At 69.6% G+C, this 25,070-nt stretch carries 25 protein-coding genes; 19 read left to right on the top strand and 6 right to left on the bottom strand.

Features of this window, described 5'->3' with window-relative positions; genetic code table 11:
- The first annotated feature begins 16 nt into the window (after window positions 1-16).
- Complete coding sequence (locus IG65_RS0100585) at window positions 17-679, top strand: class I SAM-dependent methyltransferase (protein WP_030512796.1); 663 nt, start codon at window positions 17-19, stop codon at window positions 677-679.
- Window positions 680-717: 38 nt separating this feature from the next.
- Here IG65_RS0100585 and IG65_RS0100590 read toward each other — a convergent pair whose 3' ends face one another.
- Both IG65_RS0100590 and IG65_RS0100595 read right to left on the bottom strand, forming a co-directional pair.
- On the bottom strand, window positions 718-1,344 hold the full coding sequence (locus tag IG65_RS0100590; protein ID WP_063015509.1) for a PadR family transcriptional regulator: 627 nt from the start codon (window positions 1,342-1,344) through the stop codon (window positions 718-720).
- 38 nt (window positions 1,345-1,382) lie between these two features.
- A complete protein-coding gene (locus IG65_RS0100595; RefSeq protein ID WP_036522673.1) occupies window positions 1,383-2,225 on the bottom strand; it encodes an IclR family transcriptional regulator in 843 nt (280 codons plus the stop codon).
- A 233-nt stretch (window positions 2,226-2,458) separates the two neighbouring features.
- Here IG65_RS0100595 and IG65_RS0100600 point away from each other — a divergent pair, with 233 nt between their 5' ends.
- The 5 genes from IG65_RS0100600 to IG65_RS0100620 all read left to right on the top strand — a co-directional run bounded on the left by IG65_RS0100600 (window position 2,459) and on the right by IG65_RS0100620 (window position 6,693).
- Window positions 2,459-2,959, top strand: a complete 501-nt coding sequence (locus tag IG65_RS0100600) for a flavin reductase family protein (protein ID WP_051755175.1) — start codon at window positions 2,459-2,461, stop codon at window positions 2,957-2,959.
- 229 nt (window positions 2,960-3,188) lie between these two features.
- Window positions 3,189-4,331 carry a Rieske 2Fe-2S domain-containing protein gene (locus IG65_RS0100605; protein ID WP_030512800.1) on the top strand — a complete coding sequence of 381 codons (1,143 nt, stop codon included), beginning with the start codon at window positions 3,189-3,191 and terminating at the stop codon, window positions 4,329-4,331.
- Window positions 4,332-4,378: 47 nt separating this feature from the next.
- Entirely contained in the window at window positions 4,379-4,588 is a 210-nt protein-coding gene (locus tag IG65_RS0100610; protein ID WP_051755075.1) for a hypothetical protein, read from the top strand.
- A 51-nt stretch (window positions 4,589-4,639) separates the two neighbouring features.
- Window positions 4,640-5,791 carry a ferredoxin--NADP reductase gene (locus IG65_RS0100615; protein ID WP_081879175.1) on the top strand — a complete coding sequence of 384 codons (1,152 nt, stop codon included), beginning with the start codon at window positions 4,640-4,642 and terminating at the stop codon, window positions 5,789-5,791.
- 23 nt (window positions 5,792-5,814) lie between these two features.
- Window positions 5,815-6,693, top strand: a complete 879-nt coding sequence (locus IG65_RS0100620; RefSeq protein ID WP_030512803.1) for a VOC family protein — start codon at window positions 5,815-5,817, stop codon at window positions 6,691-6,693.
- A gap of 60 nt (window positions 6,694-6,753) precedes the next feature.
- On the opposite strand, the gene IG65_RS0100625 is transcribed toward IG65_RS0100620, so the two are convergent.
- Complete coding sequence (locus IG65_RS0100625) at window positions 6,754-8,460, bottom strand: nitroreductase family deazaflavin-dependent oxidoreductase (protein ID WP_030512804.1); 1,707 nt, start codon at window positions 8,458-8,460, stop codon at window positions 6,754-6,756.
- Window positions 8,461-8,589: 129 nt separating this feature from the next.
- Between IG65_RS0100625 and IG65_RS0100630 the strand changes: the two genes are divergently transcribed.
- The gene (locus IG65_RS0100630; protein ID WP_030512805.1) at window positions 8,590-9,153 is read left to right on the top strand and encodes a TetR/AcrR family transcriptional regulator; all 564 of its coding nucleotides are present in this window, start codon (window positions 8,590-8,592) and stop codon (window positions 9,151-9,153) included.
- On the opposite strand, the gene IG65_RS0100635 is transcribed toward IG65_RS0100630, so the two are convergent.
- From IG65_RS0100635 to IG65_RS0100645, 3 genes are all read right to left on the bottom strand, one after another.
- Complete coding sequence (locus IG65_RS0100635) at window positions 9,128-9,997, bottom strand: ribokinase (protein WP_030512806.1); 870 nt, start codon at window positions 9,995-9,997, stop codon at window positions 9,128-9,130. The two genes, IG65_RS0100630 and IG65_RS0100635, sit on opposite strands and share 26 nt — an antisense overlap.
- A gap of 50 nt (window positions 9,998-10,047) precedes the next feature.
- Window positions 10,048-10,506 carry an SRPBCC family protein gene (locus tag IG65_RS0100640; protein WP_030512807.1) on the bottom strand — a complete coding sequence of 153 codons (459 nt, stop codon included), beginning with the start codon at window positions 10,504-10,506 and terminating at the stop codon, window positions 10,048-10,050.
- An 82-nt stretch (window positions 10,507-10,588) separates the two neighbouring features.
- Complete coding sequence (locus IG65_RS0100645) at window positions 10,589-12,181, bottom strand: MFS transporter (RefSeq protein WP_030512808.1); 1,593 nt, start codon at window positions 12,179-12,181, stop codon at window positions 10,589-10,591.
- Between the two features lie 92 nt (window positions 12,182-12,273).
- Between IG65_RS0100645 and IG65_RS0100650 the strand changes: the two genes are divergently transcribed.
- The 12 genes from IG65_RS0100650 to holA all read left to right on the top strand — a co-directional run bounded on the left by IG65_RS0100650 (window position 12,274) and on the right by holA (window position 25,035).
- Window positions 12,274-13,542, top strand: a complete 1,269-nt coding sequence (locus IG65_RS0100650; RefSeq protein ID WP_030512809.1) for a glutamate-5-semialdehyde dehydrogenase — start codon at window positions 12,274-12,276, stop codon at window positions 13,540-13,542.
- Between the two features lie 158 nt (window positions 13,543-13,700).
- Window positions 13,701-14,594, top strand: coding sequence for a MoxR family ATPase (locus IG65_RS0100655; protein WP_030512810.1), 894 nt, complete (start codon window positions 13,701-13,703; stop codon window positions 14,592-14,594).
- Between the two features lie 48 nt (window positions 14,595-14,642).
- Complete coding sequence (locus IG65_RS0100660) at window positions 14,643-16,088, top strand: VWA domain-containing protein (RefSeq protein ID WP_030512811.1); 1,446 nt, start codon at window positions 14,643-14,645, stop codon at window positions 16,086-16,088.
- An 86-nt stretch (window positions 16,089-16,174) separates the two neighbouring features.
- Window positions 16,175-16,972: a hypothetical protein gene (locus tag IG65_RS0100665; protein WP_030512812.1), complete on the top strand. Its 798-nt coding sequence runs from the start codon at window positions 16,175-16,177 to the stop codon at window positions 16,970-16,972.
- A 66-nt stretch (window positions 16,973-17,038) separates the two neighbouring features.
- A complete protein-coding gene (nadD, locus tag IG65_RS0100670; protein ID WP_030512813.1) occupies window positions 17,039-17,680 on the top strand; it encodes a nicotinate-nucleotide adenylyltransferase in 642 nt (213 codons plus the stop codon).
- On the top strand, window positions 17,677-18,081 hold the full coding sequence (gene rsfS, locus IG65_RS0100675) for a ribosome silencing factor (RefSeq protein WP_030512814.1): 405 nt from the start codon (window positions 17,677-17,679) through the stop codon (window positions 18,079-18,081). The genes nadD and rsfS overlap by 4 nt, the downstream gene beginning before the upstream one ends.
- Before the next feature lie 131 nt (window positions 18,082-18,212).
- The gene (locus IG65_RS0100680) at window positions 18,213-18,854 is read left to right on the top strand and encodes a histidine phosphatase family protein (protein ID WP_030512815.1); all 642 of its coding nucleotides are present in this window, start codon (window positions 18,213-18,215) and stop codon (window positions 18,852-18,854) included.
- Between the two features lie 493 nt (window positions 18,855-19,347).
- Window positions 19,348-20,103 carry a diglucosylglycerate octanoyltransferase gene (octT, locus tag IG65_RS39710; protein ID WP_036522829.1) on the top strand — a complete coding sequence of 252 codons (756 nt, stop codon included), beginning with the start codon at window positions 19,348-19,350 and terminating at the stop codon, window positions 20,101-20,103.
- Between the two features lie 17 nt (window positions 20,104-20,120).
- Complete coding sequence (locus IG65_RS0100690) at window positions 20,121-20,963, top strand: DegV family protein (protein WP_030512817.1); 843 nt, start codon at window positions 20,121-20,123, stop codon at window positions 20,961-20,963.
- Between the two features lie 135 nt (window positions 20,964-21,098).
- Complete coding sequence (locus tag IG65_RS38330) at window positions 21,099-22,400, top strand: ComEA family DNA-binding protein (protein WP_197039762.1); 1,302 nt, start codon at window positions 21,099-21,101, stop codon at window positions 22,398-22,400.
- A gap of 77 nt (window positions 22,401-22,477) precedes the next feature.
- Window positions 22,478-24,064 (top strand): ComEC/Rec2 family competence protein, encoded by a 1,587-nt coding sequence (locus IG65_RS0100700; RefSeq protein WP_030512819.1) that lies wholly within the window; start codon window positions 22,478-22,480, stop codon window positions 24,062-24,064.
- On the top strand, window positions 24,061-25,035 hold the full coding sequence (holA, locus tag IG65_RS0100705) for a DNA polymerase III subunit delta (RefSeq protein WP_030512820.1): 975 nt from the start codon (window positions 24,061-24,063) through the stop codon (window positions 25,033-25,035). Before IG65_RS0100700 ends, holA begins: the two co-directional genes overlap by 4 nt.
- Window positions 25,036-25,070 lie beyond the last annotated feature (35 nt).

Below are 25,070 nucleotides of genomic sequence, written 5' to 3' on the forward strand. Positions count from 1 at the left end.
GATGCACGCTGGGGTCATGACACAGGCCGCAGAGTTCTGGAACACCGTCTACGACGACGACACCGCTCCCTGGGTGATCGGTGAGCCGCAGCCGGCGATCGTGGAGGTGGAACGCGAGGGGTTGATTCGGGGGCGGGTGCTCGACGTCGGAACGGGTGCGGGGGAGCACACCATCGCCCTCACCGCCCTGGGCTACGACGTGCTGGGTATCGACCTGTCGCCGAGCGCCGTCGAGTACGCGCGGCGCAACGCCGCCGCGAAGGGGGTGCCCGCGGCGCACTTCCGGGTGGCCGACGCCGTCCGGCTCGGTGCCGATCCCGCCGCGGCCGCCGAACTCGGCGTCTTCGACACGATCGTCGACAGCGCCCTGTTCCACATCTTCCGCGAGGATCCCGGTACCCGCGCCGCCTACGTCCGGTCGCTGCACACCCTGTGCGCTCCGGGCGGTCTGGTGCATGTCCTGGCACTGTCCGACGCCGACCCGGGTTTCGGGCCCCGCATCAGCGATCGGATGCTGCGTGAATCCTTCGGTGCCGGTTGGGAATTGGAGGATCTGCGGCCCACGTCCTATCGCGGCCGGGTCACCCCGGTGGTCGCCGATCAGGTCGCCGGGCTGAATGTCGCCGAGAACGGGACCGTGGATACCGCCGCCTGGCTGGCCCGGATCCGGCGAGTGTAGCGACGGACCCGGTATGTACCGGGCGTCCCGCCGTCCGGCTATCGGGGACGAGACTTCGACTTCGGCGGTGCGAGCGGCGCCTCGCGATTGCGGGGCAGCCGCCCGCGCTTGTTCAACGCCTCCAGGTCGTCGAGCAGATCCTCGGCCAGCTGGCGCTCCGCCTCGTAGTGGCGGATGCACCACCGCAACACGGCACTGGGAAAGGCCCAATCCGGGTTGGCGTCGGACCCTTCGGCGTCGGCGGCGGCGCGGCGGCGCATCTTCTCCGCGTAATCGATATGCGCGGTGAGGATTTCGCGCAGCCGCTCCGGCTCGGCCAGATGACCGAGCCAGGCCCGCAGCAGCACACTGTGTTTCAGCACCGGCGCTTCCACCGGTGAATGATTGACCCAGTGCGCCACGGCATCCCGGCCGCTCGTGGTGATCGCGTACATCCGCTTGCCGCGCACACCGTCCTCGGAGGTCACGGTGCGCGAAGTGACGTACCCGTGCTTCTCGAGGCGTTTGAGTTCGGCGTAGATCTGGCTGAACGAGGGGCTCCAGTAGAAGAACTGCAAACTCCAGTCCGCCCACTTCTTCAGGTCGTAGCCGGACAATTCGTCCGCATGCGAAAGCATCCCGAGCACGGCCCATGAAGTGGTCGGCAGATCGGTGCCAGATGTCATCGCCGAACTATACCGTCCAGTCATATGCGGATCCGAAATCAGCGCCAGCGGGTGCGGTGCGGGAACAGCGCTCGCCCGGCCTCGTGCACGACCTCGAGGACCACCCGGGCCAGCCGGTCGTAACTCATCGCCTCGGCTCGTCCCGACAGCGAGAGTGCGGCCGGTGGGGCGCCGCGGCCACGCAGCGGCGCGGCCACACACGCGATGCCGACCATCGCCTCCTCGCGGTCGATCGCCACGCCCTGGCGCAACCGGATCTGCCCGAGTTCGCGATGCAGCGCATCGGGCTCGGCCAGGGTGCGCGGAGTGAGCCGGGGCAGCCGGCCGCGGAAGGCGGCCTCGGCGATGGTGGGTTCCAGCGCCGCCAGCATCGACTTGCCCAAAGCCGTTGCGTGCGCGGGCATCCGGCCTCCGAGCCGGGTCGGCAGCGCAGCGGCGAACCGGCCGCCGGCCTTGTCCAGGTAGACGACCTCGCGACCGTCGAGCACCGCCAGATGGCCCACCATGCCCGTCCGCTGCGACAGTTCGTGCAGCAGCGGACTCACCGCATCGCGAATCTCGTTGTGGTCCGCGGTGAGTCCGCCCAGTTCGAGCGTGCGCATGCCGAGGCGGTAGCCGCCGGCGGAATGCGCCAGCCAGCGCAGCCGGATCATCTGATCCAGGATGCGGTGGACCGTCGAGCGCGGAAGTCCGGTCCGCTCGACCAGTTCCAGCAGTGTCAGAGTCGGGGTGTTCGCGTCGAAGGCGTCCAGGATCAGCGTCATTCGCTCGATCATCGACACCGGAATCGGCGCGCCGGCTCGATGAGCCCTGGCGCCCGTCGTCGCGTGATGCGCGGCCGTGGTGGTGCGTTCCGCGGAGGGCAGCACGGTGACGGTCATATGTACCTCCGTTGGCTCATATGCAATGTAGAAGTATTTCGACTAGGCATGTTCGGTTTCGGCATTTGTGTCACCTATCACAGTGGCTGCCACCACACCGATCGCGAATCGGTGGAACTACGTAAGTGCTACCGAAATCTCTCCCGTTCACCGGACCTGGCCGTTGACGGGCCCCGGAGCCGACCTGGTGTCATGACTTGCAGCTATATGTCTGTCCGAAACAAGGAGTGGCCGTGGAGCCGGTAGTACAGGTGGACGAGATCTCGGAGGCGAGCTTCAAATCCGTGCTGAGCAGGTTCTGCTCCGGGGTCACGGTGATCACCGCCCTGTCCGGCGACCAGCCGATCGGGTTCAGCTGCCAGTCGTTCTCGTCGCTGTCCCTCGATCCGCCCCGGGTCTGCTTCTTCCCCGCGCGGACCTCGACGTCGTGGCCGCGCATCCGCGAGGTAGGACGATTCTGCGTGAACATCCTCGCCCACGATCAGGCCGACACCTGCCGCGCGCTGTCCCGCAGCGGCACCGACAAATTCGCCGGCGTGGACTGGGAGGTGTCCGGGAACGGGTCGCCGCGGCTGAGCGGTGCGCTGGCCAGTATCGACTGCGAACTGGATCGCGAGGTGGACGGCGGCGACCACACCATCGTGATCGCGCGAGTCACCGCACTGGCCGAACATTCCGAACAGGCGCCGCTGCTGTTCTACCGCTCCTCGTTCGAACGTCTGCACGGGCACTGACGCGGGTCCGCGGGCATGCCGGTGGTGACGAGCCCGGTGCATACCCGCCCGCACCGCCGAGGCGTCCCGTCACTGCCGATGGCCGGAGCGGATCTCCCGGCCAGTGGGACTACGCGTGCCGGGCCCCGTCCCGATGGCGAGCATCGAGTCATCACCCGGGGCGGGTTCGGCCGGCGGGTAGTCGAGGCCGATCGCAATCGAGGCCGATCGCATTCGAGACGGAGGAATCATGAACAGCGACAGCGAAGTGCGGGTCATCGACGCCGGCGCACCGCCGACCCGGTTCGCCCGCGGCTGGCACTGCCTGGGTCTGGCGGACTCCTTCCGCGACGGCAAGCCGCACACCGTCGCCGCCTTCGGTACCGAACTGGTCGTGTTCGCCGGCGAGGACGGCACGCTCAATGTCCTCAACGCCTATTGTCCGCATATGGGCGGCAATCTCGCCGACGGCACCGTCAAGGGCGATTCGCTGGCCTGCCCCTTCCACGACTGGCGGTGGAACGGCAAGGGCAAATGCACCGGAATCCCGTACGCGCGCCGGGTGCCTCCGCTGGCGCGCACCAAGGCGTGGCCGACGCTGGAGCAGAACAAGCAACTGTTCGTCTGGAACGATCCGGAGGGCAAGCAGCCGCCCGCGGACATCACCATCCCGCGCATCGACGCCGCCTTCGACGACGAATGGACCGACTGGACCTGGAACTCGATGATCGTCGATGCCAACTGCCGCGAAGTGGTCGACAACGTGGTCGACATGGCGCACTTCTTCTACGTGCACTACGGCTTCCCGACGTTCTTCAAGAATGTTTTCGAGGGCCACATCGCCAGTCAGTACATGACCTCCATCTCGCGCGAGGACATGATGGGCGAGACGGCGAAGGCATTGGGCGGCAAGAACACTCTGCATTCGGAGGCGTCCTACTACGGGCCCTCCTACATGATCGACTACCTGCGCAGCGACAGCGCGGATCTCTCGGTCGAGGGCTATCTGATCAACTGCCATTATCCGATCACCGAGAACCGGTTCGTGCTGCAGTACGGGGCCATCGCGAAGAAGCCGCAGGGCGTCTCGCCGGAGCGGGCCGAGCAGATCGCGGCCTCCTTCGTCGGCGGTCTCGGCAAGGGGTTCGAACAGGACGCGGCGATCTGGAAGCGCAAGTCGCGCATCAACAATCCGCTGCTGTGCGAGGAGGACGGACCGGTCTATCAGCTGCGCCGCTGGTACGAGCAGTTCTACACCGACGTCGCCGACATCTCGGAGGAGATGACCGCGCGCTTCGAATTCGAAGTCGACACCACCCGCGCGGTCACCGCCTGGGAGGCCGAGGTCGCCGAGAATCTCGCGAAGCGGGCCGAGCAGGCCGTGGCGGGCTGAGAGTTATCGCGATGGACGAGGTTTCGTGCCGATCCTGCGGAACGTGCGTGCTGGTGGAGAAATTCAGCCCGCAGCATACGAGTGTGCAGTGGAGCCGGTCGGCGATGCGTGCGTGCACCGAACTGTCGCTGCCGGGCACGCATGCGCACACCTGCACCGCCCTGCGCGAGAGCATCGACGCGGCGGTGCAGTCGGGCCAGTTGAGCGTGAGTACCCGCGATGTCGATGTGCGCACCCGCGGCCGGACGGTGGCATGACAGGGGCAGGAAGCTGGATGAACGGCACAGGAACGGATGTGGTGGTGCTCGATGGATACCGCGATCGAACTCGACGTGCGTGAGCCGCGCACGTCGCGCGAGGACGCCGGCTCGCGTGACTCGGCAAATGGCGGCGAATCCGCGGACGGCGTCGTGGCGGCCGCCGGGTCGCCGGCCGATCCGGTCGTGGTCGAGATCGTCCGTGTGGTGCGCGAAACCGCGGACGCGGTATCGCTCGAATTGGCGCCGCAGCCCGAACACGCCGAGCGGTTCGGCTATCGGCCCGGGCAATTCCTCACTGTGCGCATCCCCAGCGAACTGACCGGTTCGGTGAGCCGGTGCTACTCGCTGTCGAGCGCACCGCACGAGGGTGGGCCGCTGAAGGTCACCGTCAAACGCACGGCGGCCGGATATGCGTCGAACTGGTTGTGCGACAACGCAGTCGCCGGTGACACCCTGCAGGTGCTGCCGCCCGCCGGACTGTTCACCCCGGCCTCGCTGGACGCCGATCTGCTGCTGTTCGCCGGAGGCAGCGGCATCACCCCGGTGTTGTCGATCCTGAAATCGGTGCTCGCGCAGGGCAGCGGCCACTGCACCCTCGTGTACGCCAATCGCGACGAATCGTCGGTCATCTTCGCCGCGGAACTCGCGGAACTCGCGGGGGGCCATCCGGATCGGCTGCAGGTGCTGCACTGGCTGGAATCGGTGCAGGGTCTGCCGAGTGTGGCGCAATTGTCCGCGCTGGTGCGGCATTGGGCCGATCGCGAGACGTTCGTCTGCGGTCCGGGGCCGTTCATGGACGCCGTCGCCGCCGCGATGGCCGCGCACGGCGCCGACCGGCGGCGCGTGCACATGGAGAAGTTCGTTTCCCTGACCGGCAATCCGTTCGAGGCCGCACCCCCCGCGAGCGACGACGCCGACCCCGCCGACTCGGCGAACGTCGAGGTCGAGCTCGACGGCGAGCATCACCGGATGGCATGGCCGCGACGCCAGGTCCTGTTGGATACCTTGCTGGCAGCGGGACTCGAGGCGCCGTATTCGTGCCGCGAAGGCGCGTGCAGCGCGTGTGTGTGCCGGGTGGTGTCCGGCGAGGTGTCCATGCGCCGCAACGAGGTTCTCGAAGAGGAGGATCTCGCCGAGGGCTACGTGCTCGCCTGTCAGGCGGTACCGGTCACCGACGACGTTTCGATCAGCTATTCCTGAACCCCATTCTTCGAGGAGAGAAAATGGCCGCCGTCAGCTCGCTCGGTTATGTCCGAGCGCGGATCGCCGATGTCGCCGCGTGGCGTGAATTCGCCTTCGACATCATCGGATTCGCCGAAGGGTCGGGCCCGAATCCGGAGTCGGTCTATCTGCGCACCGACGAGCACACCTACCGCCTGGAGTTGGTACCGGGCGATCGGGACGAGGTGATCGCCGTCGGCTGGCAGGTCGCCGACCGGCGCTCGCTGACGCTGGTGCGTGAAACGCTCACCGCGGCCGGTGTCGAGGTCACCGAACTCACCCTGGCCGAATCCGCCGCGCGCCACGTCGAGGAGGCGATCAGCTTCACCGATCCGGCCGGCTTCACCGTCGAGGTCTTCCACGGACCTCTGCTCGATCACAGCCCGGTGGTCGGCAGGTACGGAAACCGTTTCGTCTCCGGCGATCTCGGTCTCGGCCACGTCGTCCTGCCGGTGCCCGATATCGAGGCGGCGCGGCAGTTCTACACCGAGGTACTGGACTTCGCCTCGCGCGGTTCGTTCCGGGTGGGTCCCCCCGAACATCCGATCTGGATCCGGTTCATGGGTGTCAATCCCCGCCACCACAGCCTGGCGCTGATTCCGGGCGGCCGTGGCGACGGTCCGGGGATCGTGCACGTGATGGTCGAGGTCGATGCGCTCGACGATGTCGGCCGGGCTCTCGACCGGGTGACCGAGGCGGGCTATCACCTGTCCTCGACACTCGGCCGCCACACCAACGACAAGATGATCTCCTTCTACGTCCGCACCCCGGGCGGCTGGGACCTCGAATTCGGTTGCGAGGGAGTGCTCGTGGGCGAGGACTATGTCGCGGAGGAGATGACGGCCGACAGCTACTGGGGCCACGAATGGGCGCGCGGCTGAGCGGCCGTCACCACCGTGTGGCGGCCGGCACGCGGTGAGGCGAACCGGCGACCACAGTAGTTACAGGACTGGTTCCTGCACGTCGGTGAACGTGACCCGCACCGAGATCGGATCGGTCTGCAACGCGGCGAATCCGGCGGTGGTCAGCGGTGCGAGCGCTGGGTGCGGGGCGAAGGCGCGGGCCCGGGCGACCACGTCGTCGTCCGGGCGCAACTCCGCCGTGGCCGTACGCCAGGTTCCGTTGTGCCGCAGGCGTACCGAAGGATCGGCGCGCACATTGTTGCCCCAGCCCGACCGCATGCCGTGCTGGCAGATGATCCACGCGCCGTCGTCGTCGAACAGCACCGATACCGGGACCCGGCGCGGCTGACCGGATTTGCGGCCGATGGTCTCCAGTTCGGTCGCGAAGGTGGACCGCACACCCACCCGGTCCAGTGCGGCGAAACCGGGGTTGACCAGATAGCGGCCGACGGCGCGTTCGATCCGGAACTTCGTCGACTTGCGGTCGGTGCCGGCTGTCGTGCGCCGGGATCGGAAAGCGTCGAGTCCGTTGCGGCGCAGCATGGTTATCGCGGTCGACCGCGGTGACCGGGCCGGATCCGGATCCAGCCCGGCGCCGAGGCGATGCAGCTGATCGGTGTGCCATTGCAGATCCAAGGCGCCGTCGACCGCGCGCAACGTACCGATGCGAGCGATCCGGCCACGCAGACCGAGCGAAATCGACGGCGGACGGAGGACTTCGGCCCCGCCGGTGAGCAGGTCGGCGGCGGCAGCCGGGTACACCGTGGTGGGGCGGCCGAGTCCGACCACATCGCAGGCGCCGGAGTCGACCGCCCCGCCCATCGCCGTCCGGCTGCGGAACCCGCCGGTGACCGCCAGCGGCACCGCGGCGGCGACCTGCCGCACGGTCTCCGCGTACTCCAGGAAGTAGGCCTCCCGCGCTCGGGTACTCGCCGCCGCGCTGCGGGACCGGCCCATCATCGCCGGGGATTCGTAGCTGCCGCCGCTGATTTCGATCAGATCCAGCGGCTGCCGGGCCAACTGCCGGACCACCTCCCGCGATTCCTCCTCGGTGAATCCGCCGCGCTGGAAATCCGCCGAGTTCAGCTTGACGGCCACCGCGAAGCCCGGCTGGACCGCCGCGCGAATCGCACCGACCACCTCGAGCAGAAAGCGCGCGCGGCGCAGCCCGTCACCGCCCCAGTCGTCGGTGCGCTGATTGGCCAGCGGGGACAGGAACTGCGACACCAGGTAGCCGTGGGCGCCGTGAATCTGCACCCCGTCGAAGCCGGCCGATTCCGCGATCCGCGCCGCGTCGGCGAAGCGCCGGATCAGGTCGTGGATCTCGGTTTCGGTGAGCGCCCGCGGCGTGGGCAGGCCCGGCACTCCCGACGCGATCGCCGAGGGCGCCACCGGCCGCTGCCGGGTGGCCAGCGGATTGGCTTGGCGGCCGGGATGATTCAGCTGCATCCAGATCGGGGTGCCGCCGTCCTTGGCGGCCTTCGCCCAGCGCGTCAGCGCGGCGAGATCGCGATCGTCGTCGATAACCACATTGCCCGGCTCGCCGAGCTGGGTGCGGTCGATCATCACATTGCCGGTGACGATCAGGCCGTAGCCGCCCGCTCCCCAGCGGCGATACAGCCGGACCAGCCGGTCGTCGGGAGCATGTGCCGCGGTGCCGAGCCCCTCGCTGAGCGCCGATTTCATGATCCGGTTGGGCAGTACCTGGCCACAGGGCAGGGGGAGTGGGTCGTGCAGTCCGGTCATGCCTATCCTCCAGGGCGCGGATCGGAAATGAGGTATACCGATCGGTATAGTCGGCACAGTAGTACACCGATCGGTCTAGGGCAACGGTAGGCTGGACCGTGCAGGGTGCACGAGGAAAGGGGTCGCATCATGGGAGCCCGCGACCGGCTCATCGACAGCGCCGTGGATCTGATGCGCAGCAACGGTGTGGCCGGCACCGGCATCGCGCAGCTGCTCGACCACAGCGGCATCTCGCGCCGCTCGGTGTACCTCAACTTCCCCGGCGGTAAATCGGAACTGATCGCGGAGGCGACCCGCGCGGCCGGTGCCACCTACAGCGCGCTGCTGCGCACGATCACCGCGGGGGCGGACGTGGCATCGTGTGTCGGCGCCTTCCCGGCGCTGTGGCGCGAGAAGCTCGCGGCGAGCGACTTCACCGCCGGCTGCCCGATAGTCGCGGCCGCGCTGGGCCGGTCGGAGGCGCCCGAAGCGGCCGACGCCGCCGGTGCGACCTTCACCGAATGGGAGACCATCCTCGCCGAACGCCTCGAAACCGAGGACGTCGAGCCCGATCTGGCGATATCGCTGGCCACCACGGTGGTCGCGGCGCTCGAGGGGGCGGTGATCCTGTCCCTGGCGACACGTTCGATGGCACCGCTGGAACGGGTGGGTGCCCAGATGTCGGAACTCATCGCTCGCCACACCGCGAAGTGAGTGCACGCTCTATCGCCGCCGCGGTGGGGATCGCCGCCGTGGCGCCGACGACGGTGGTGGCCAGAGCGCCGGCGGTGCAGGCCCACGCCAGAGCGGTCGCGGGGCCCTCGTGCCAGTGTGCGGCCAGCGCGCCGGTGAACGTGTCCCCGGCGCCGGTGGTGTCGACCACCTCGACCCGCACGCCCGGATGAGAGAGCTCGCCCTCGGGTCCGCGATAGCGCGCGCCCTCGCCGCCGCGGGTGGTCAGCACATGCGGGACCGCCCGGAGTTCCGAATCCAATTGCGCCGCTTCGCCCTCGTTGACCACCACGATGTCGACCGCCTCCCACAGCTGCGGTGGCAGTGACCGCGCGGGGGACGGATTGAGCAGAACGAGAGTGCCGTGCTCACGGGCGCAGCGGGCGGCGCCGAGCACGGTCTCCACCGGAATTTCCAGCTGGCACAGCAGAATATCCGCCTCGGCGACGAGGGCGCGATCACCGTCGGTGAGCCCGGACAGCTCCGCATTGGCTCCGCCGACCACGATGATCGTATTCTCGCCGGCGTCGTCGACCACGATGGTGGCGGTCCCGCTGGCCCCCTCGACGGTGCGCAGTCCGGCGGTCCCGATCTCGTTGTCCTCGAGCACTTTTCGCAACTCGACGCCGAAGACGTCGGTTCCGACCGCGCCGACGAAATCGACCGCCGCGCCCGCACGCCGAGCGGCGATCGCCTGGTTCGCGCCCTTCCCGCCGGGCACCGTATCGAAGGCGGTGCCGAGGACGGTCTCACCGGGCCGCGGCCGCCGCGGCGTGCGGGTCACCAGATCCATGTTGATACTGCCGACCACTGCGATCCGTGCCATGCACGCACCGTAACCCGCCGCGGCGTCTGCGGGCTCGAACGTCGCCGCCGTCAGGCGTGGTCGGCCGCCGTCGCCACCGCGGCCAGCCGGTCGAGCGACCCGAGTAGTTTGTCCGAGGTCGTCGCCCGGGCCCTGGGCAGCCGGACCTCGTCGGTCAGCCGCGTCCAGTCGTAGGTGTGCCGCACCAGGGTCCGGCTCTCGCCGACGGGTTCGAGCTCCCAGCGCCACAGATGTCCCGGCGGCCGCTGCCCGGATTCCGCGGGCAGCCAGGCGATTCGGCGGCCCTCCTCGAATTCCACCACGTGGTTCTCGCGCACACTCCCGTTGGTGAGTGTCATCGCGAAGACATCACCCACGCTCCGCACGCGCTGCCCGATCTCCGCCCGGTCGAGATTGTCGTTCCCGTCCCATCGCGGCTGCTGCGCCGGATCGGCGATCAATTCGAAGATGTGCCCGGCCGGCGCGGCGACCTCACGCTCCGCCGACACCACCCTGTCGATATCTGCCATGACACCATCGAATCATCCACGGGAATCGCCGACAACGCGGCCGCGAAGAGTGTTCGGACACAGGCTGTTCCGTGCGTGCGGCTCACTCCTGGTTCTCGACCGGGCCGGACGTGAATTCGGCATGCCGGGGCTCCAGGGGCGGCCCCGCGACCGGGCAGTTGACCTTGCATTGCGGCGCGGCCTCGGGACCAGCGCTCTCGAGCGCGTCGTCGCGGACGGTGACCACGGTCAGTGCCGCGGCCGCGGCCATCACGATCGCGCAGATGAGCATGGCCTGGTGGAACCCGCGCTCGAAGGCGGCGGGGTCGGTGTAGGCGGCACCGGTGAGTCCGGTGAGCGGCGGGACAGCCGCTACCGCAAGCAATCCGGCCGCCCGGGCGACCGCATTGTTGACGCCGCTGGCCACCCCCGCGTGCTGTTCGTCGGCCGTCGCCAGCACGGTCGCGGTCAGCGGTGCGACGGCCAGGGTGAGTCCGAGGCCGAACACCAGGGCGGCGGGCAGCACATCGGTGACGTAGGAGGCGTCGGTGCCGATCCGCATCATCAGCAACATCCCGGCGGCGGCCAGCAGCACACCCGCGGTGATCGGGATGCGCGGTCCGATGCGCTGAGCCAGATCGCCCGAGCGGGCCGAGAACAACAGCATCAGCACGGTGGCGGGCAGCATCGCGGTCCCGGCCGCCATCGGACTGAAACCGGCCACCACCTGCAGGGTCAGCACCAGCAGGAAGAACACCACGCCCATCGCGCCGTACATCACGAAGGTGACCGCGTTGATCGCGCTGAATTGCCGCGAGGCGAAGATCTCGACCGGCAGCATCGGCGGCGGCCCGTGGTGTCCGGGCGCGTCGTGCCCCGCCGAGCGCCGCCGCTCGACGACGACGAAGGCCACCCCGGCGAGCACACCGATCACCGCCGTCGCCACCACGGCCGCCCGGCTGCTCCCGTGTTCGGGCGCCATGGTCAGTGCGTAGGTGATGCCTGCCAGGCACAATGCCGCGAGGAACGCCCCCAGCACATCGAAGCCCTCGTGTGCCCGGCCGCCGGATTCGGGAGCCGGGCGGGTGGCCGCCGAGCCGTCGGACGCGCCGGAACCGTAGGTCTCCGGCACATGCCGCACCGCGACCAGCACCACCACCGCGGCCAGCGGAATGTTCAGCAGGAACACCCAGCGCCACCCGACCGCGCCGACCAGCCATCCGCCCAGGAAGGGGCCGATCGCGCCGGCGACTCCGCCGAGCCCGGACCACGCGCCCACCGCGCGGGCGCGATCCGATTTCGCGAAAGAGGCCTGGATGATCGCCAGTGAGCCGGGCGTGAGCAGCGCGCCACCCACGCCCTGCAGTGCGCGGGCGGCGATGAGCATCGGAATACCCTGTGCCGCACCGCAGATCGCCGAGGCCAGCGCGAACCACACCACGCCGACGACGAAGATCCGCCGCCGTCCGAATCGGTCGCCCAGTGAGCCGCCGAGCAGAATCAGCCCGGCCAGCGTGAGCGTGTAGGCGTTGACCGTCCACTGCAGCCCCGCCATCGAGGCGCCGAATTCCTCGCCGATGCGGGGGAGGGCCACATTGACCACGGTCGCGTCCAGCATCGCCATTCCCGAGCCCAGCACCGTGGCCAGCAGAACCCAGCGACCCGAACCCGACGACAACCGGATGGTGGCGACCATGAGGCCACGGTAGCGGCGGGCACCGACGCACAGCGGACGTTCGGTGGTTATCCGGCGGCGGCGTCCGCGTCCCGGTCAGTAGGCTGTTCACCATGACTGCTGGAACTGTCGGCGAAGTGGATACCGTGCGCGAGGCGGTGCACGAGGCGGCGCGGCGGGCTCGGGTGGCGTCGCGGACGCTGGCACAGCTGACGACCGCGCAGAAGGATGCGGCCCTGCACGCCGCGGCGGATGCGCTGCTCGCGGCGAAGGATGCCGTCCTGGCCGCCAATGCCGAAGACATCGCGACCGCGGAGGCGGGCGGCACCGCGGCCTCGCTGCTCGATCGCCTGCGGCTGACCGAGCCGCGCATCGACGGCATCGCCTCCGGGTTGCGTCAGGTCGCCGGCCTGCCGGATCCGGTCGGCGAGGTGCTGCGCGGTTCGACGCTGGCCAACGGCCTGGAGATCCGGCAGGTGCGCGTGCCGCTGGGCGTGGTCGGCATGGTCTACGAGGCCCGCCCGAACGTCACCGTCGACGCCTTCGGCCTGGCGTTGAAATCCGGTAACGCGGCCCTGCTGCGCGGCTCGTCCTCGGCGGCCCGATCGAATGCCGCCCTGGTCGAGGTCATGCGCGAAGCCCTTGTCGCCCAGGGGCTTCCGGCCGACGCGGTCCAACTGCTGCCGAGTGAGGATCGCTCCAGCGTCACCCATCTGATCCAGGCCCGCGGCCTGGTGGACGTGGTCATCCCGCGCGGTGGCGCCGGGCTGATCAACGCGGTGGTGCGCGACGCCCGGGTCCCGACCATCGAAACCGGCACCGGCAACTGCCACGTCTACGTGCACGCCGCCGCTGATCTCGAAATGGCGGAATCGATTCTGCTGAACTCCAAGACCCGCCGGCCCAGCGTCTGCAATACCGCCGAGACGGTGCTCATCGATCGCGCGATCGCCGAGACCGCGGTCCCGCGCCTGATCGACGCGCTGGAACGGGCACAGGTCACCATCCACGGCGATCTGCCCGGCCTGGTTCCCGCGACGGAGGAGGATTGGGCCGACGAATATCTGTCGCTGGATATCGCGCTCAAGGTCGTCGACGGTCTCGACGCCGCGGTCGACCACATCAACGAGTGGGGCACCGGCCACACCGAGGCCATCGTGACCGCCGATCTGAAGGCGGCCCGCGAGTTCACCTCCCGAGTGGACGCGGCCGCGGTGATGGTCAACGCCTCGACCGCCTTCACCGACGGTGAGCAGTTCGGATTCGGCGCGGAGATCGGTATCTCCACTCAGAAGCTGCACGCCCGCGGTCCGATGGCGCTGCCGGAGCTGACCTCCACCAAGTGGATCGTGTGGGGCGACGGCCAGATTCGGCCGAGCTGAACCCGTCCCCGGCCGTGACCGTCGGTGCCGGTCGGGCCCGTGGTCTCGCCGGCACCGCAGTATCGAACCCGGCCCGCGGGTGTGTACCGTCGTGAGCAGCTGGACTTTACGGTGCATACCTGCAGTGGGCTGCGCTGTTCCCGAAGGAGGGCCCAACTGTGCAGACGACCGTGCACGAGCCGATTTTCGCCTCGGTCGACGATGTGATCGACCGCCTGGCCACCACCGGCTACCTGGCCGACAAGGCCACCGCCACCTCGGTGTTCCTGGCCGACCGGCTCGCCAAGCCGCTGCTGATCGAGGGACCCGCCGGCGTCGGTAAGACCGAACTGTCGCGCGCGGTGGCCCAGGTCGCCGATGCCGAACTGGTCCGCCTGCAGTGCTACGAGGGGATCGACGAGGCGCGGGCCCTCTACGAGTGGAACCACGCCAAGCAGATTCTGCGCATCCAGTCCGCGACCTCCGGTGGGTCGGATTCGGGTAACGCCTGGGCCGACACCAAAGCCGATGTGTTCAGCGAGGAATTCCTGCTGCAGCGCCCGCTGTTGACCGCTATCCGGCGCACCGACCCCACCGTGTTGTTGATCGACGAGGCGGACAAGGCCGATGTCGAGATCGAGGGCCTGATGCTGGAGGTGCTGAGCGACTTCGCCGTCACCGTCCCGGAACTCGGCACGATCACCGCGACCCGCCGCCCGTTCGTGGTGCTCACCTCCAACGCGACCCGCGAACTGTCGGAGGCGCTGAAGCGCCGCTGCCTCTACCTGCACATCGACTTCCCGGACGAGGAACTCGAGCGCCGCATCCTCGCCAGCCGGGTGCCGGAGCTGAAACCGGCGGTGGCCGCACAGCTGGTCCGGGTGGTGCACGTGCTGCGCGGGATGCAGTTGAAGAAGTTGCCGTCGGTCGCCGAATCCATCGACTGGGCCCGCACGCTGCTCGCGCTGGGACTGAAGGATCTCGACGACAAGACCGTGCGCGCGACGCTCGGCGTGGTGCTCAAACACCAGAGCGACCATCAGCGCGCCCTGGCCGAGCTGAAATTGGCCTGAGCCGTGTCCGGTAAGCGCACCACCCCCCGCGCGCTGGTGTCCGCGGCGCTGCGGGGTGGGTCCGCGTCCGCGGCGCAGGGTGCCCCGCAACCCGGCGAGACCGCGCCGCACGGACTGTCCGGGCATGTGGTCGGCTTCGTGGAAGCCTTGCGCGCCAGGGGAATTCCGGTCGGCCCGTCGGAAACGGTAGACGCCGGCCGAGTGCTCACCGTGGTCGATCTGATGGATCGCGAGATGCTGCGCGAGGGCCTGGCCTGTGCGCTGCTGCGCCGGCCCACCCAGCGCGCCACCTTCGACGGCTTGTTCGAGCTGTGGTTCCCCGCCGCACTGGGGGAGCGCGCGGGCGCCGAGGACATCGAGCTCCCGCGGCGCGACGACGGTGAAATCGACCTGTTCGAATTGCGGCGCATGCTGGCCGAGATGCTGGCCGCCGAGCCGACCGGGGACCAGACCCGGCAGCTGCAGAATCTGGCCGCGCAGATGGTCGAGCAGATGGGGCAGTACCAGTCGGCGAACGGGCCGTCGTTCTCGGCGTATCAAACGCTGAAGGATGTGCAGCCCGAGGTGCTGATCAGCAAGATCCTCGCGGGATTGGCCGCCGGGCAGAACAATTCGGAGTTCGACACCGAGGTCGCCCGCCGTGCCGCCCGGGAACGGGTCAAGGCGTTTCGCGGCACGGTCGAGGCCGAGACCCGGCGGCGCGTAGCCGAGCGGCTGGGCCGCGAGCGGGTGGCGACCTACGGTGTTCAGCGCCAGGCCGAGGATGCCGACTTCCTGCGGATCTCGGAGAACGAACTGGCCGAACTGCGGCGCGGTTCGCAGCGGTTGGCCCGGGTGCTGGCCTCCCGGCTCGCCGCCCGGCGCAGACGGTCCCGGCGCGGCGAGATCGACCTGCGCAAGACGCTGCGCAAATCCATGTCCACCGGTGGGGTGCCGATCACGCTGCAGACCCGTAAGCCGCGGCCCGGTCGCCCGGATCTGGTGCTGCTGTGCGATATCTCGGGATCGGTCGCCGGATTCTCCAGTTTCACCATGCTGCTGGTGGATTCGCTGCGTGAGCAGTTCTCGCGGGTGCGGATCTTCGCCTTCGTCGACCAGGTGGACGAGGTGACCCACATCTTCGATCAGGTCACACCGCTGGATCAGGTGACCCGGCGCATCTTCACCGAGACGAAGGTGGTCGGATTCGAGGGGCATTCGGATTACGGTGCGGCGCTGCGCGGTTTCGCGGAGGACTGGCCCGATGTGGTGACCAGCCGCACCTCCCTGCTGATCCTCGGCGACGCCCGCACCAACTATCGCGATCCGGCGCTGAATACGCTGCGGGAACTCGTCCAGGTGGCCAAGCACGCGCACTGGCTGAATCCGGAGGCCGAAAAGATGTGGGGCACCGGCGATTCGGCGGCCAACCGCTACGCCGAGGTCGTCGAGATGCACGAATGCCGGTCGGCGCGCCAGCTGACCGGTGTGGTGAGCAGGCTGCTTCCGGTCTAGGCCGCGAGGAGGGGTAGCGCGCCGTTTGCCCGGGACCATCAGCGGCTGTTAAGCGCTTTCCAAGGCGGGCCGTCGATCATTCGCGCGTGCCGTGCCCATCGGGGGAGTTCGCCGACGAAATCCCCGTCGACCAGCCGAGCGCCCCTGCGGCGCAACGACATCCCCACGACCGGGATGCCGAGCCCCCCGAGTCCGAGTTTCCCGATGCCGGGCGCCCCGATCCTGAGCGATCCGGCTCCGAACCGGCTGCGTCCGAGTGCCCGGCACCCGCATCGGACGAGCCGGCGCCGGGAGATCTCCGGCTGCGGGCACGGGAACTGACCGAGGCCGCGACCGCCCTGCTCGGCACCAGCCCTGCCGTCGCCGAACGAATGTTGTTGCAGGCGCTGAACTGTGGCACGGGCGTTCTCTCCGGGGAACAACGCGCGCGGCTGTACTCGCTGGTGGTGACCGCGGTCGCCAACCAGCCGGGCCGTGAGCACGACCTGGCGGACGCGGCGGCCGCCGCGGCCGCGAGCTGGACCGGTATCTCCGCTGCCGACGTGGCCCATCACACGCTGCTCGCCGCCCGCGTCCACTACCGCAGCGGTCACTACCGCCGCGCGGCCACCCTGTACGCCGAGGCCCTCGGCTGCGATGCGCTGCCCTATCCGCCGGAAGAAATCGCGGTGCTGTACGAGCAGCTCGGACGCTGCTTGGGACAGTGCCACCGCCACCGTGCCGCGGCACTGGCCTACACAGCGGGTGCGGACGCCGTCGCCGGCCGGCCCCAGTGGGACGAACTGCACCGCGACCTGATCGAGGCCGCGACCCGGTCCCGGCGCGCGGCGCGCAACCCGGCCGCGATGGTGCGGGCGTATCTGTCGGCGCGGTGGGCGCGGTGAGCTCATAGCACCCGATCACCGACGAGACCCACCCCCGCCCGGGCCCGCCCAGTAAGCTCGGCATTCGTGCAAAACACAGGCCGGCGCAAACTGGGCGTGATGGGCGGTACGTTCGATCCGATCCATCACGGGCATCTGGTTGCCGCCAGTGAGGTCGCCAACCGGTTCGACCTCGATGAAGTGATCTTCGTACCCACCGGGCAGCCGTGGCAGAAGTCCTCACGCCAGGTCTCCCCGGCGGAGGACCGCTATCTGATGACGGTCATCGCCACCGCATCCAATCCGCGGTTCACGGTCAGCCGGGCCGACATCGACCGGGAGAAGGCCACCTACACCGTCGACACCCTTCGTGACCTGCAGAATCAGCATCCGGACGCCGATCTGTACTTCATCACGGGTGCGGACGCGCTGGCCAGCATCCTGACATGGCAGGATTGGGCGGAACTGTTCGAGCTGGCGAAGTTCGTCGGGGTGAGCCGTCCGGGGTACGAATTGAATGTCGACCACCTCGAGGAACATCTGCGAAATCAGCCGGCCGATGCGGTCACCGTCATCGAGATCCCGGCCCTGGCGATCTCGTCGAGCGAATGCCGTCGCCGCGCCGCCGAGGGGCGTCCGGTGTGGTACCTCGTTCCCGACGGCGTCGTGCAGTACATATCGAAACGGCACCTGTACGTGCCGGGAGGGAACGGGAAGGTGAGCCAATGACGGCATCGGCACAGGCGGTGGAGATGGCGCAGGTCGCCGCGCGGGCCGCCGACGAGAAGCTGGCGACCGACGTCGTCGTACTCGATGTCTCCGATCAGCTGGTGATCACCGACTGCTTCGTCATCGCCTCCGCGCCGAACGAGCGTCAGGTCAACGCGATCGTCGACAACGTCGAGGAGAAGTTGCGTCTCGCCGGGCACAAGCCGGTCCGCCGCGAGGGCACTCGTGAAGGTCGCTGGGTGCTGCTGGACTACGTCGACGTCGTGGTGCACATCCAGCACAGCGACGAGCGCAACTTCTATGCGCTGGAACGGTTGTGGAAGGACTGCCCGCAGGTCGAGGTGCCGGGTCTGGCGGCTCCCGCGCAGGCGCCGGCGAGTGGTAGCGGGGACCCCGCGTGAACCGCAGGCCCGAAGGCGACACCGCGCGTGAACCCGAAGAGGCCGGGGAGCGCGGCATCGAGTCCGGTGGGAGCGACGCGGCCGAAAGTGTTGCGGCGGCGGCCGGCTCGCGGGCGACGAAGTATCCGGGGGTGCGCCGGCTGATCCTGCTGCGACACGGACAGACGGAATGGAACGCCGCCGACCGGATGCAGGGCCAGATCGACACCGAGCTCAGCGAATTGGGCCGGCGCCAGGCGAAAGACGCTGCGCGCGAGCTCGTTTCCCAGGACGCCGTCGCGATCGTCTCCTCGGATCTGCGCCGCGCCTACGACACCGCACTCGCCCTGGCCGAACACAGCGGACTCGAGGTCGTGCGGGATGCGCGGCTGCGGGAGACCAGCCTCGGCGACTGGGAAGGTCTCGACCATCTCGAGGTGGATGCGCGGTATCCGGGTGCGCGCAAGGCGTGGCGGCTGGATCCCACCGTGACCCCGCCGGGCGGGGAGAGCAAACTCGAGGTCGGCGCGCGGGCGCTGCCGGTGGTTCGCGAGCTGTTCGCCGAGCGTGCGGACTGGCCCGGCCGTACCATCATCCTGGTCGCGCACGGCGGGCTGATCGCGGCCCTGACCGCCGCGCTGCTGGAGCTGCCCGAGCACAAATGGCCGATCCTGGGCGGATTGGCCAACACCAGCTGGGTGCAGCTGAGCAGCCACGGTCCGGGCATCGAGCAGCCGGGTTGGCGGCTGGATGTGTGGAATGCGGCGGCGAAGGTAGCTCCTGATGTCCTCTGAACGCTCCTCCGACGACCGGGACGATCCGGTCCGGCAGGTATCCGACGAACTGTTGCGCAAGGCATCCGAAGGGCCCGTCCGGCGGCTGCCGGACGCGCTGTTCGGCGGTCCGGTCGCGCCGGTGGAACCGGCCGGGGAATCCGATGCGGCTTCCGAATCGGACGCGGACGACGACGGCGGATCGACCGGTCCGCCGGCCGTTCTCGCGGATGTGCCCACCGAGGCAGAGGAGAATGCGGAACCGGCCGCGGACGCGCGGGAAGACAGCGTGCCCGGCGGTTCCGAGGCGACGCCGTCCACCGAGGCGGCAACTACGCACGCCGTATCCGGCGACGCGGCGGTAGCCGATGACGCCGACGCGGCGCTCGATGCGCACGGGAAGTCCGACACCGGTTCCGGCGCGGCAACTCCCGGCGAGCGGACCGTGTCGAGCGCGGCCGTCGACGCCGTATCGGGAATCGACGACGCGGTCTCCGCGGATGCGCAGCCGAGCATCGGCGACGCGGCCGGCGCACCCGAGGCTTCGGCGCGACCGGTTCTGGTCGTGATCGCGGATTCGCTGTCGTACTTCGGGCCCAAGGGCGGCCTGCCCGCCGACCATCCGCGCATCTGGCCGAATCTGGTTGCCGCGGAACTCGATTGGGACGTCGAATTGGTGGCGCGGATCGGCTGGACCTGTCGCGACGCCTATTGGGCACTCATCGGCGATCCGCGCGTGTGGGCCGCGGTGCCGCGCGCGGGAGCGGTCGTCCTGGCCACGGGCGGGATGGACACGCTGCCGTCGCCGCTACCGACGGCGCTGCGCGAATTGATCCGGTATCTGCGCCCGCCGGTGCTGCGCCGGCAGGTGCGTACCGGCTACCAGTGGCTGCAACCGCGGCTGTCGAAACTCGGTCGCCCCGTGGCACTTCCGCCGCATGTGAGCATCGACTACCTGGAACAGTCACGGCATGCGCTGGCTCAGTTGCGGCCGGATCTGCCGGTGGTCTCGGTACTGCCCTCGGTGCACGATTGCGAGGCCTACGGCCGCGTGCACACCGGGCGTGCGCCCGCGGTGCGTGCGCTGCGGGAGTGGTCGGCGAAATCCGGTGTGCCGCTGGTGGATCTGGGCGAAGCCGTGCGCGACGACATCTTCTCGGGCGAGGCGAATCCGGACGGGATCCACTGGGGCTGGGAGGGACATGCCGCGGTGGCACAGGCAATGGTGAAGGTGCTGTCGGAGGTGCGTTCGGTCGAGGCCGGTGCATGAATCGGTGCGGATAGCCGATGACCGTCGTGGTGGTCACGGATTCGGCGGCGAGCGTTCCCGCCGAACTGGTAGCGGAGTTGGGCATCGTGGTGGTGCCGCTGCATGTGCTGGTCGACGATCGTGCGATCGCCGAGGGCGTCGACGAATGCGAGATCGACTACGGCGCGTCCACGGTGACGACCTCGTCCGCCTCCCCGGGTGAATTGCGCGCTGCCTATGAGCGTGCCCTGGAGCTCAGCGAGGGTGACGGTGTTGTGGCCGTGCATATTTCGCGGCAGCTCTCGGCGACCTGGGAAGCCGGGCGCCAGGCCGTGCAGGATATGGATGCCGCAGCCCGGGTGCGACTGGTGGATTCGCTGAGCGCGGGCCTGGGCACAGGGCTGCCCGTACTCGCCGCGGCCCGTCGCGCGAAGTCGGGTGCGGCGCTGGATGTCGTCTACGACACCGCGGTCGCCGCCGCCGGGCGATCTCGCACGTTCATCGTCGTCAATCGGACCGAGCAGCTGCGTCGCGGCGGGCGGCTCAGCACCGCGGCCATGTTCTTCGGCACCGAACTGGTGACCAAGCCGATACTGCAGATCGTCGACGGCAAACTGGAGCTGCGGGAGAAGGCACGGACGCGATCCAAGGCCTTCGCGAAACTCGTTGCCGCAGCGGTCGATGCGGCCGGTGACGACGGGGCGGCGGTGGCGGTTCAGCATCTCGGTGCCGCTGCGGCGGCGGCCACGATCGCCGGACAGCTCGGCGAACTCATTCCCGGTATGCGGGAGCTCGTGACCGCCGAATTCGGCCCGACACTCGGAGTGCACGTGGGCACCGGTGCGGTCGGCGTCCTGGTGGTTCCCGGCGGCTGCGGCTGAGCGCCTACCACCGCCGGCCGACGAGTTCCGCCCCCGCACCGGAGGTTGTCCACAGCTCGGACGCTGTCCCCAGACATTCCGAAACCCCAGTTCGCGCACCGAGTCACGGCCCGCCGCGCACATACGGTCACCGTCATGGCGCGACACGAGGATCGGACCCTACTGCGGCAGCGACTGCACGACGTATCACCCAGGCCGGCAACGCTCGGCACCCTGGCCCCCGGCCCGGGTGACCCGACCCACGACGGGCTGTGGGACCTCGCCCGATCACCCGCGGACTCGCCCGAACAGCGCCGTGACCCCTCGGGCGGCGGTCCCTCTGGGAGCCGGGATTTCGGCTCGCGCGGTAGCGAACCGGGTCCGCCCGCCGAACCGGTGATCGGCTCCGACGGCGGCCGAACCATGGTCGCAACGCGACCGGGTGCGGGCGCCGGCCTGGACGAGGACGCCGCCGGTGGGCTGGTCGGCGTACACGGCGGGACTTGGCCGAGGCGGCCGTATTCGCCGAGCCGTATCCGGCAGAGGCGCGACGATGCCGCGGCGCGTCCTGGTAGTGCGGGAGCCCTCGACCGACGCGACGGCGACGGCCGGGACGGGGACGAAGATCCCGCGACGACCGGCGCGGCGGTGACCTTTTCCGAGGCGCCGGAGAGTCCGCGAATTCCGCAGTGGCTCAGCGAACCGGTCGGATCGGTGACGATCTGGCAGCGGCTGGTTCCGGAGCGATTCCGGGGCGTTCGCGTGGATCCCGGGCGCAAAGGAGTGTGGGTGCTGGCCGGTGCCGGCGCGGCGGCGGTAATCGTGGCGGCGGCCGCCGCGCATCGTGACGATCCGGTGGCAGCGCCGGTGGCGCCGCTACCGGCAGTGCGCACGGACGCCGCCGAAACCTCGATGGCCCCCGCGCCGGTGGACGGCCCCGGACTGGCCGTGCGGTCCGATCCGCCCGGCCGGGCGACGCCGTCGCCGGCTCCCGGCGGCGATCTGGTGGTCAGCGTCATCGGTCTGGTCGAACATCCGGGACTGTTGCATCTCGCACCGGGAACGCGGGTCGCCGACGCCGTCGCGGTGGCCGTCGCGCGAGACGGTGCGGACCTCGCGGGGCTGAATCTCGCCCAGCGGCTCGCCGACGGAGACCAGATCGTCGTCGGCGCGCCCGCTCCCGCGAGTGGGCCGCGCCTCGGCAGCATGGTTGTTCCGGGTGGACCGCATCCGGCCTCGACATCGGGCGCCGTCGCGCCACCGGGACACAAGGTCAACCTCAACACGGCGACGGAACAGGATCTCGACTCTCTCACCGGGGTGGGCCCCACCACCGCCGCGGCCATCCTCGGCTGGCGCACTCAGCACGGCCGCTTCACCAGCATCGATCAGCTCGCCGAAGTCACCGGCATCGGTCCCGCCAAGCTCAACCGTCTCCGCGATCAGGTCACCCTGTGAACCGCGGCGGATCGAACGGCGGTCGAATCCGGCCCGAGCGGGCCTCGGACTCCGCCCTCGGCGGTGCCGAACGGGGGATGGCCGGTCCCGGTGGCACTGCAGTGGACGCGCGGCTGCTTCCCGCGGCGCTGGGGTGCTGGGGCGTGACCATTGCGGGCATATCGCTGGGGTGGCGAGCCGGTGTGTGGGTGTGCGCCGGGCTCGCAATCTCGGCGGCCGGAGCCGGAATACTGTTGGCACGTAGTTGTTTTCGGGCACCGCATCGAGCGGTGTGGTGGGTGGTGCTGGCCGCGTTGCTGGCGTCCGCCGGGTTCGGGGTGGCGGCGTCGTGGGACGCGTATCGGGTGAGTGCGCATCCCCTCGGGCGGCTGGCGGCGGGCAGTGTGGTGACGGCCGAGACGGTGGCGGGGGATCCGAAACCCCTCCCGGCCCGTTCCTTCGGTGGACGGCAATGGACGATGCGCGCGACGGTGCGCGAATTCCGTTACGGCGCAACATCGGTGCACGGCGATGCGGCGGTGACGGTGATCATGCCGGAGCGGGTCTGGTCGGATCTGGTGCCGGGGCAGCATGTCACCTTCCGGGCGCGGCTCGATCGCCCGTGGCGGCGGGATCTGACGGTCGCCGTACTGCGGGCCCAGGGTCCGCCGATCCGCGTCGGCCCGTGCCCGTGGTGGCAGTCGGCGGCCGCGACGGTGCGGGAGAATCTGTCCGAGGCGGCCCGGCGTGCACTGCCACCGGATGCGGCCGGAGTGCTGCCGGGGCTGATCGACGGCGATATCTCCCGGCTGCCGGATCACGTGCGAGAGGACTTCCGGGCGGTCGATCTCACCCATCTGGTCGCCGTGTCCGGAACCAATGTGTCGATCGTCTTGGCCGGCGTGCTGCTCGCGACCCGCGCTCTGACACTCGACCCGCGCTGGGGCGCGGTTCTCGCCGGGATGGCGCTCATCGGATTCGTCATTCTGGCGCGCCCGTCGCCGTCGGTATTGCGGGCGGCGGTGATGGGTGCGATCGCGGTGCTGGCAATGGTGACGGGACGCCGGAAACAGGCGCTCCCCGCCCTGTGCGCCGCGGTGATCGTGTTGATCGCGTTCTCGCCGCACCTGGCGGTCGATCTCGGCTTCGCCCTGTCGGTGCTGGCAACCGCGGGTCTGATCCTGCTGGCGCCGGTCTGGTCGGAGTGGCTCGAACAGCGCGGCTGGCCCCCGCTGGTGGCCGAGGCGTTCGGTGTCGCGGCGGCGGCCTTCGCGGTCACCACGCCGATCATCACCGCGCTCACCGGCCATGTCAGCGGTGTGGCGATCGTGGCGAATGTGCTGGTCGAACCCGTCGTCGCGCCGATCACGCTGCTCGGCGTCGGCGCGGCCGCCCTGTCCTGCTGCTGGCAACCGGCGGCGATCGTGGTGCTGAACCTGGCCGAGCCGCCGCTGTGGTGGTTGCTCTTCGTCGCCGAACGCGGGGCGGCGCTGGGGATTTCGCTGCCGATGCCCGCGGGCGCGACGGGCGCGGCACTGGCCGGAGCGCTCATCGGCTGTGGTGTCGCCGTGCTCGCCCGGCTCGGCTCGCGCCGCACTCGCACACATGCGGGCCCGGCGCCGCCACCCGCACCCGGCGACGGGTCGGTGAACCTGTCACCGGCCACCCGTAGGATCGTGCCGTGACCGATCACCTGGCTGCCTTACATCTGGTACTCGGTGAGGAGGAACTGCTCATCGAACGGGCGGTCGCCTCGATCGTGGCGCAGGCGCGGGCCGCGACCAACGAGCCCGACGCGATGCCGGTGGATCGGCTGCGGGCGGGGGATGCGAATGCCGCCGAACTGGCCGAACTGCTGAGCCCCTCGCTGTTCGCCGAGGATCGGGTGATCGTGCTCGAGGCCGCCGCGGAGGCCGGTAAGGACGCGGTGGCGCTGGTCACCGCGGCCGCCGGTGATCTGCCCGAGGGAGTTGTGCTCGTGGTTCTGCATTCCGGCGGCGGCCGGGCCAAGGCGCTGGCGCCGGCTTTGCAGAAACAGGGCGCCGAGGTACACAACTGCGCCAAGATCGGTAAGGCGAACGAGCGAAACGAATTCGTGCGCAACGAGTTTCGCACCGCCGGCGTGCGAGTTTCGGGTGACGTGGTGCAGGCCGTGGTCGAGGCGATCGGATCGGATCTGCGAGAGCTGGCCGCGGCCTGTTCCCAGCTGGCCGCCGATACCGGTGGCAAGGTGGATGTCGACGCGGTGCGCCGGTACTACTCCGGTCGTGCCGAGGTCACCGGGTTCGAGGTCGCCGATCTGGCCGTCGCCGGTGACCGCCCCGCGGCGATGGAGGCATTGCGCTGGGCGACCGACCGAGGCGTTCCCGCCGTTCTGCTCGCCGACGCGCTCGCCGATTCCGTGCACACCATCGCGAGGGTCGGATCCGCCGGACGTGGCGATCCGTTCGCGCTGGCCTCGCAACTCGGCATGCCGCCCTGGAAGGTGAAGAAGGCGCAGACCCAGGCGCGCGGCTGGACCGCCGCCACCATCGGCAGCGCCCTGCACGTGGTGGCCGCCCTCAACGCCGACGTCAAAGGCGGTGCGGCCGATACGGATTACGCGCTCGAACACGCCTTGGCCGCGATCCTGGATCTGCACGCCGCCTCGCACTGAGCCGCGGCCGCTGCGCTCGTGCCGTGCGCTGTCCG

The sequence above is a fragment of the Nocardia sp. NRRL WC-3656 genome (assembly GCF_000720265.1).
GTDB lineage: Bacteria > Actinomycetota > Actinomycetes > Mycobacteriales > Mycobacteriaceae > Nocardia > Nocardia nova.

Bases quoted from the DNA above. Each gene is read 5' to 3' on its own strand.
- IG65_RS0100690 (WP_030512817.1), top strand. From the start codon at position 20,121: ATGACCGTCGTGGTGGTCACGGATTCGGCGGCGAGCGTTCCCGCCGAA.
- rsfS (WP_030512814.1), top strand. From the start codon at position 17,677: ATGACGGCATCGGCACAGGCGGTGGAGATGGCGCAGGTCGCCGCGCGG.
- IG65_RS0100595 (WP_036522673.1), bottom strand. From the start codon at position 2,225: ATGACCGTCACCGTGCTGCCCTCCGCGGAACGCACCACCACGGCCGCG.
- IG65_RS38330 (WP_197039762.1), top strand. From the start codon at position 21,099: ATGGCGCGACACGAGGATCGGACCCTACTGCGGCAGCGACTGCACGAC.
- IG65_RS0100590 (WP_063015509.1), bottom strand. From the start codon at position 1,344: ATGACATCTGGCACCGATCTGCCGACCACTTCATGGGCCGTGCTCGGG.
- IG65_RS0100605 (WP_030512800.1), top strand. From the start codon at position 3,189: ATGAACAGCGACAGCGAAGTGCGGGTCATCGACGCCGGCGCACCGCCG.
- IG65_RS0100615 (WP_081879175.1), top strand. From the start codon at position 4,640: ATGGATACCGCGATCGAACTCGACGTGCGTGAGCCGCGCACGTCGCGC.
- IG65_RS0100630 (WP_030512805.1), top strand. From the start codon at position 8,590: ATGGGAGCCCGCGACCGGCTCATCGACAGCGCCGTGGATCTGATGCGC.
- IG65_RS0100645 (WP_030512808.1), bottom strand. From the start codon at position 12,181: ATGGTCGCCACCATCCGGTTGTCGTCGGGTTCGGGTCGCTGGGTTCTG.
- IG65_RS0100585 (WP_030512796.1), top strand. From the start codon at position 17: ATGACACAGGCCGCAGAGTTCTGGAACACCGTCTACGACGACGACACC.
- IG65_RS0100635 (WP_030512806.1), bottom strand. From the start codon at position 9,997: ATGGCACGGATCGCAGTGGTCGGCAGTATCAACATGGATCTGGTGACC.
- IG65_RS0100620 (WP_030512803.1), top strand. From the start codon at position 5,815: ATGGCCGCCGTCAGCTCGCTCGGTTATGTCCGAGCGCGGATCGCCGAT.
- IG65_RS0100640 (WP_030512807.1), bottom strand. From the start codon at position 10,506: ATGGCAGATATCGACAGGGTGGTGTCGGCGGAGCGTGAGGTCGCCGCG.
- IG65_RS0100700 (WP_030512819.1), top strand. From the start codon at position 22,478: ATGGCCGGTCCCGGTGGCACTGCAGTGGACGCGCGGCTGCTTCCCGCG.
- IG65_RS0100625 (WP_030512804.1), bottom strand. From the start codon at position 8,460: ATGACCGGACTGCACGACCCACTCCCCCTGCCCTGTGGCCAGGTACTG.
- IG65_RS0100650 (WP_030512809.1), top strand. From the start codon at position 12,274: ATGACTGCTGGAACTGTCGGCGAAGTGGATACCGTGCGCGAGGCGGTG.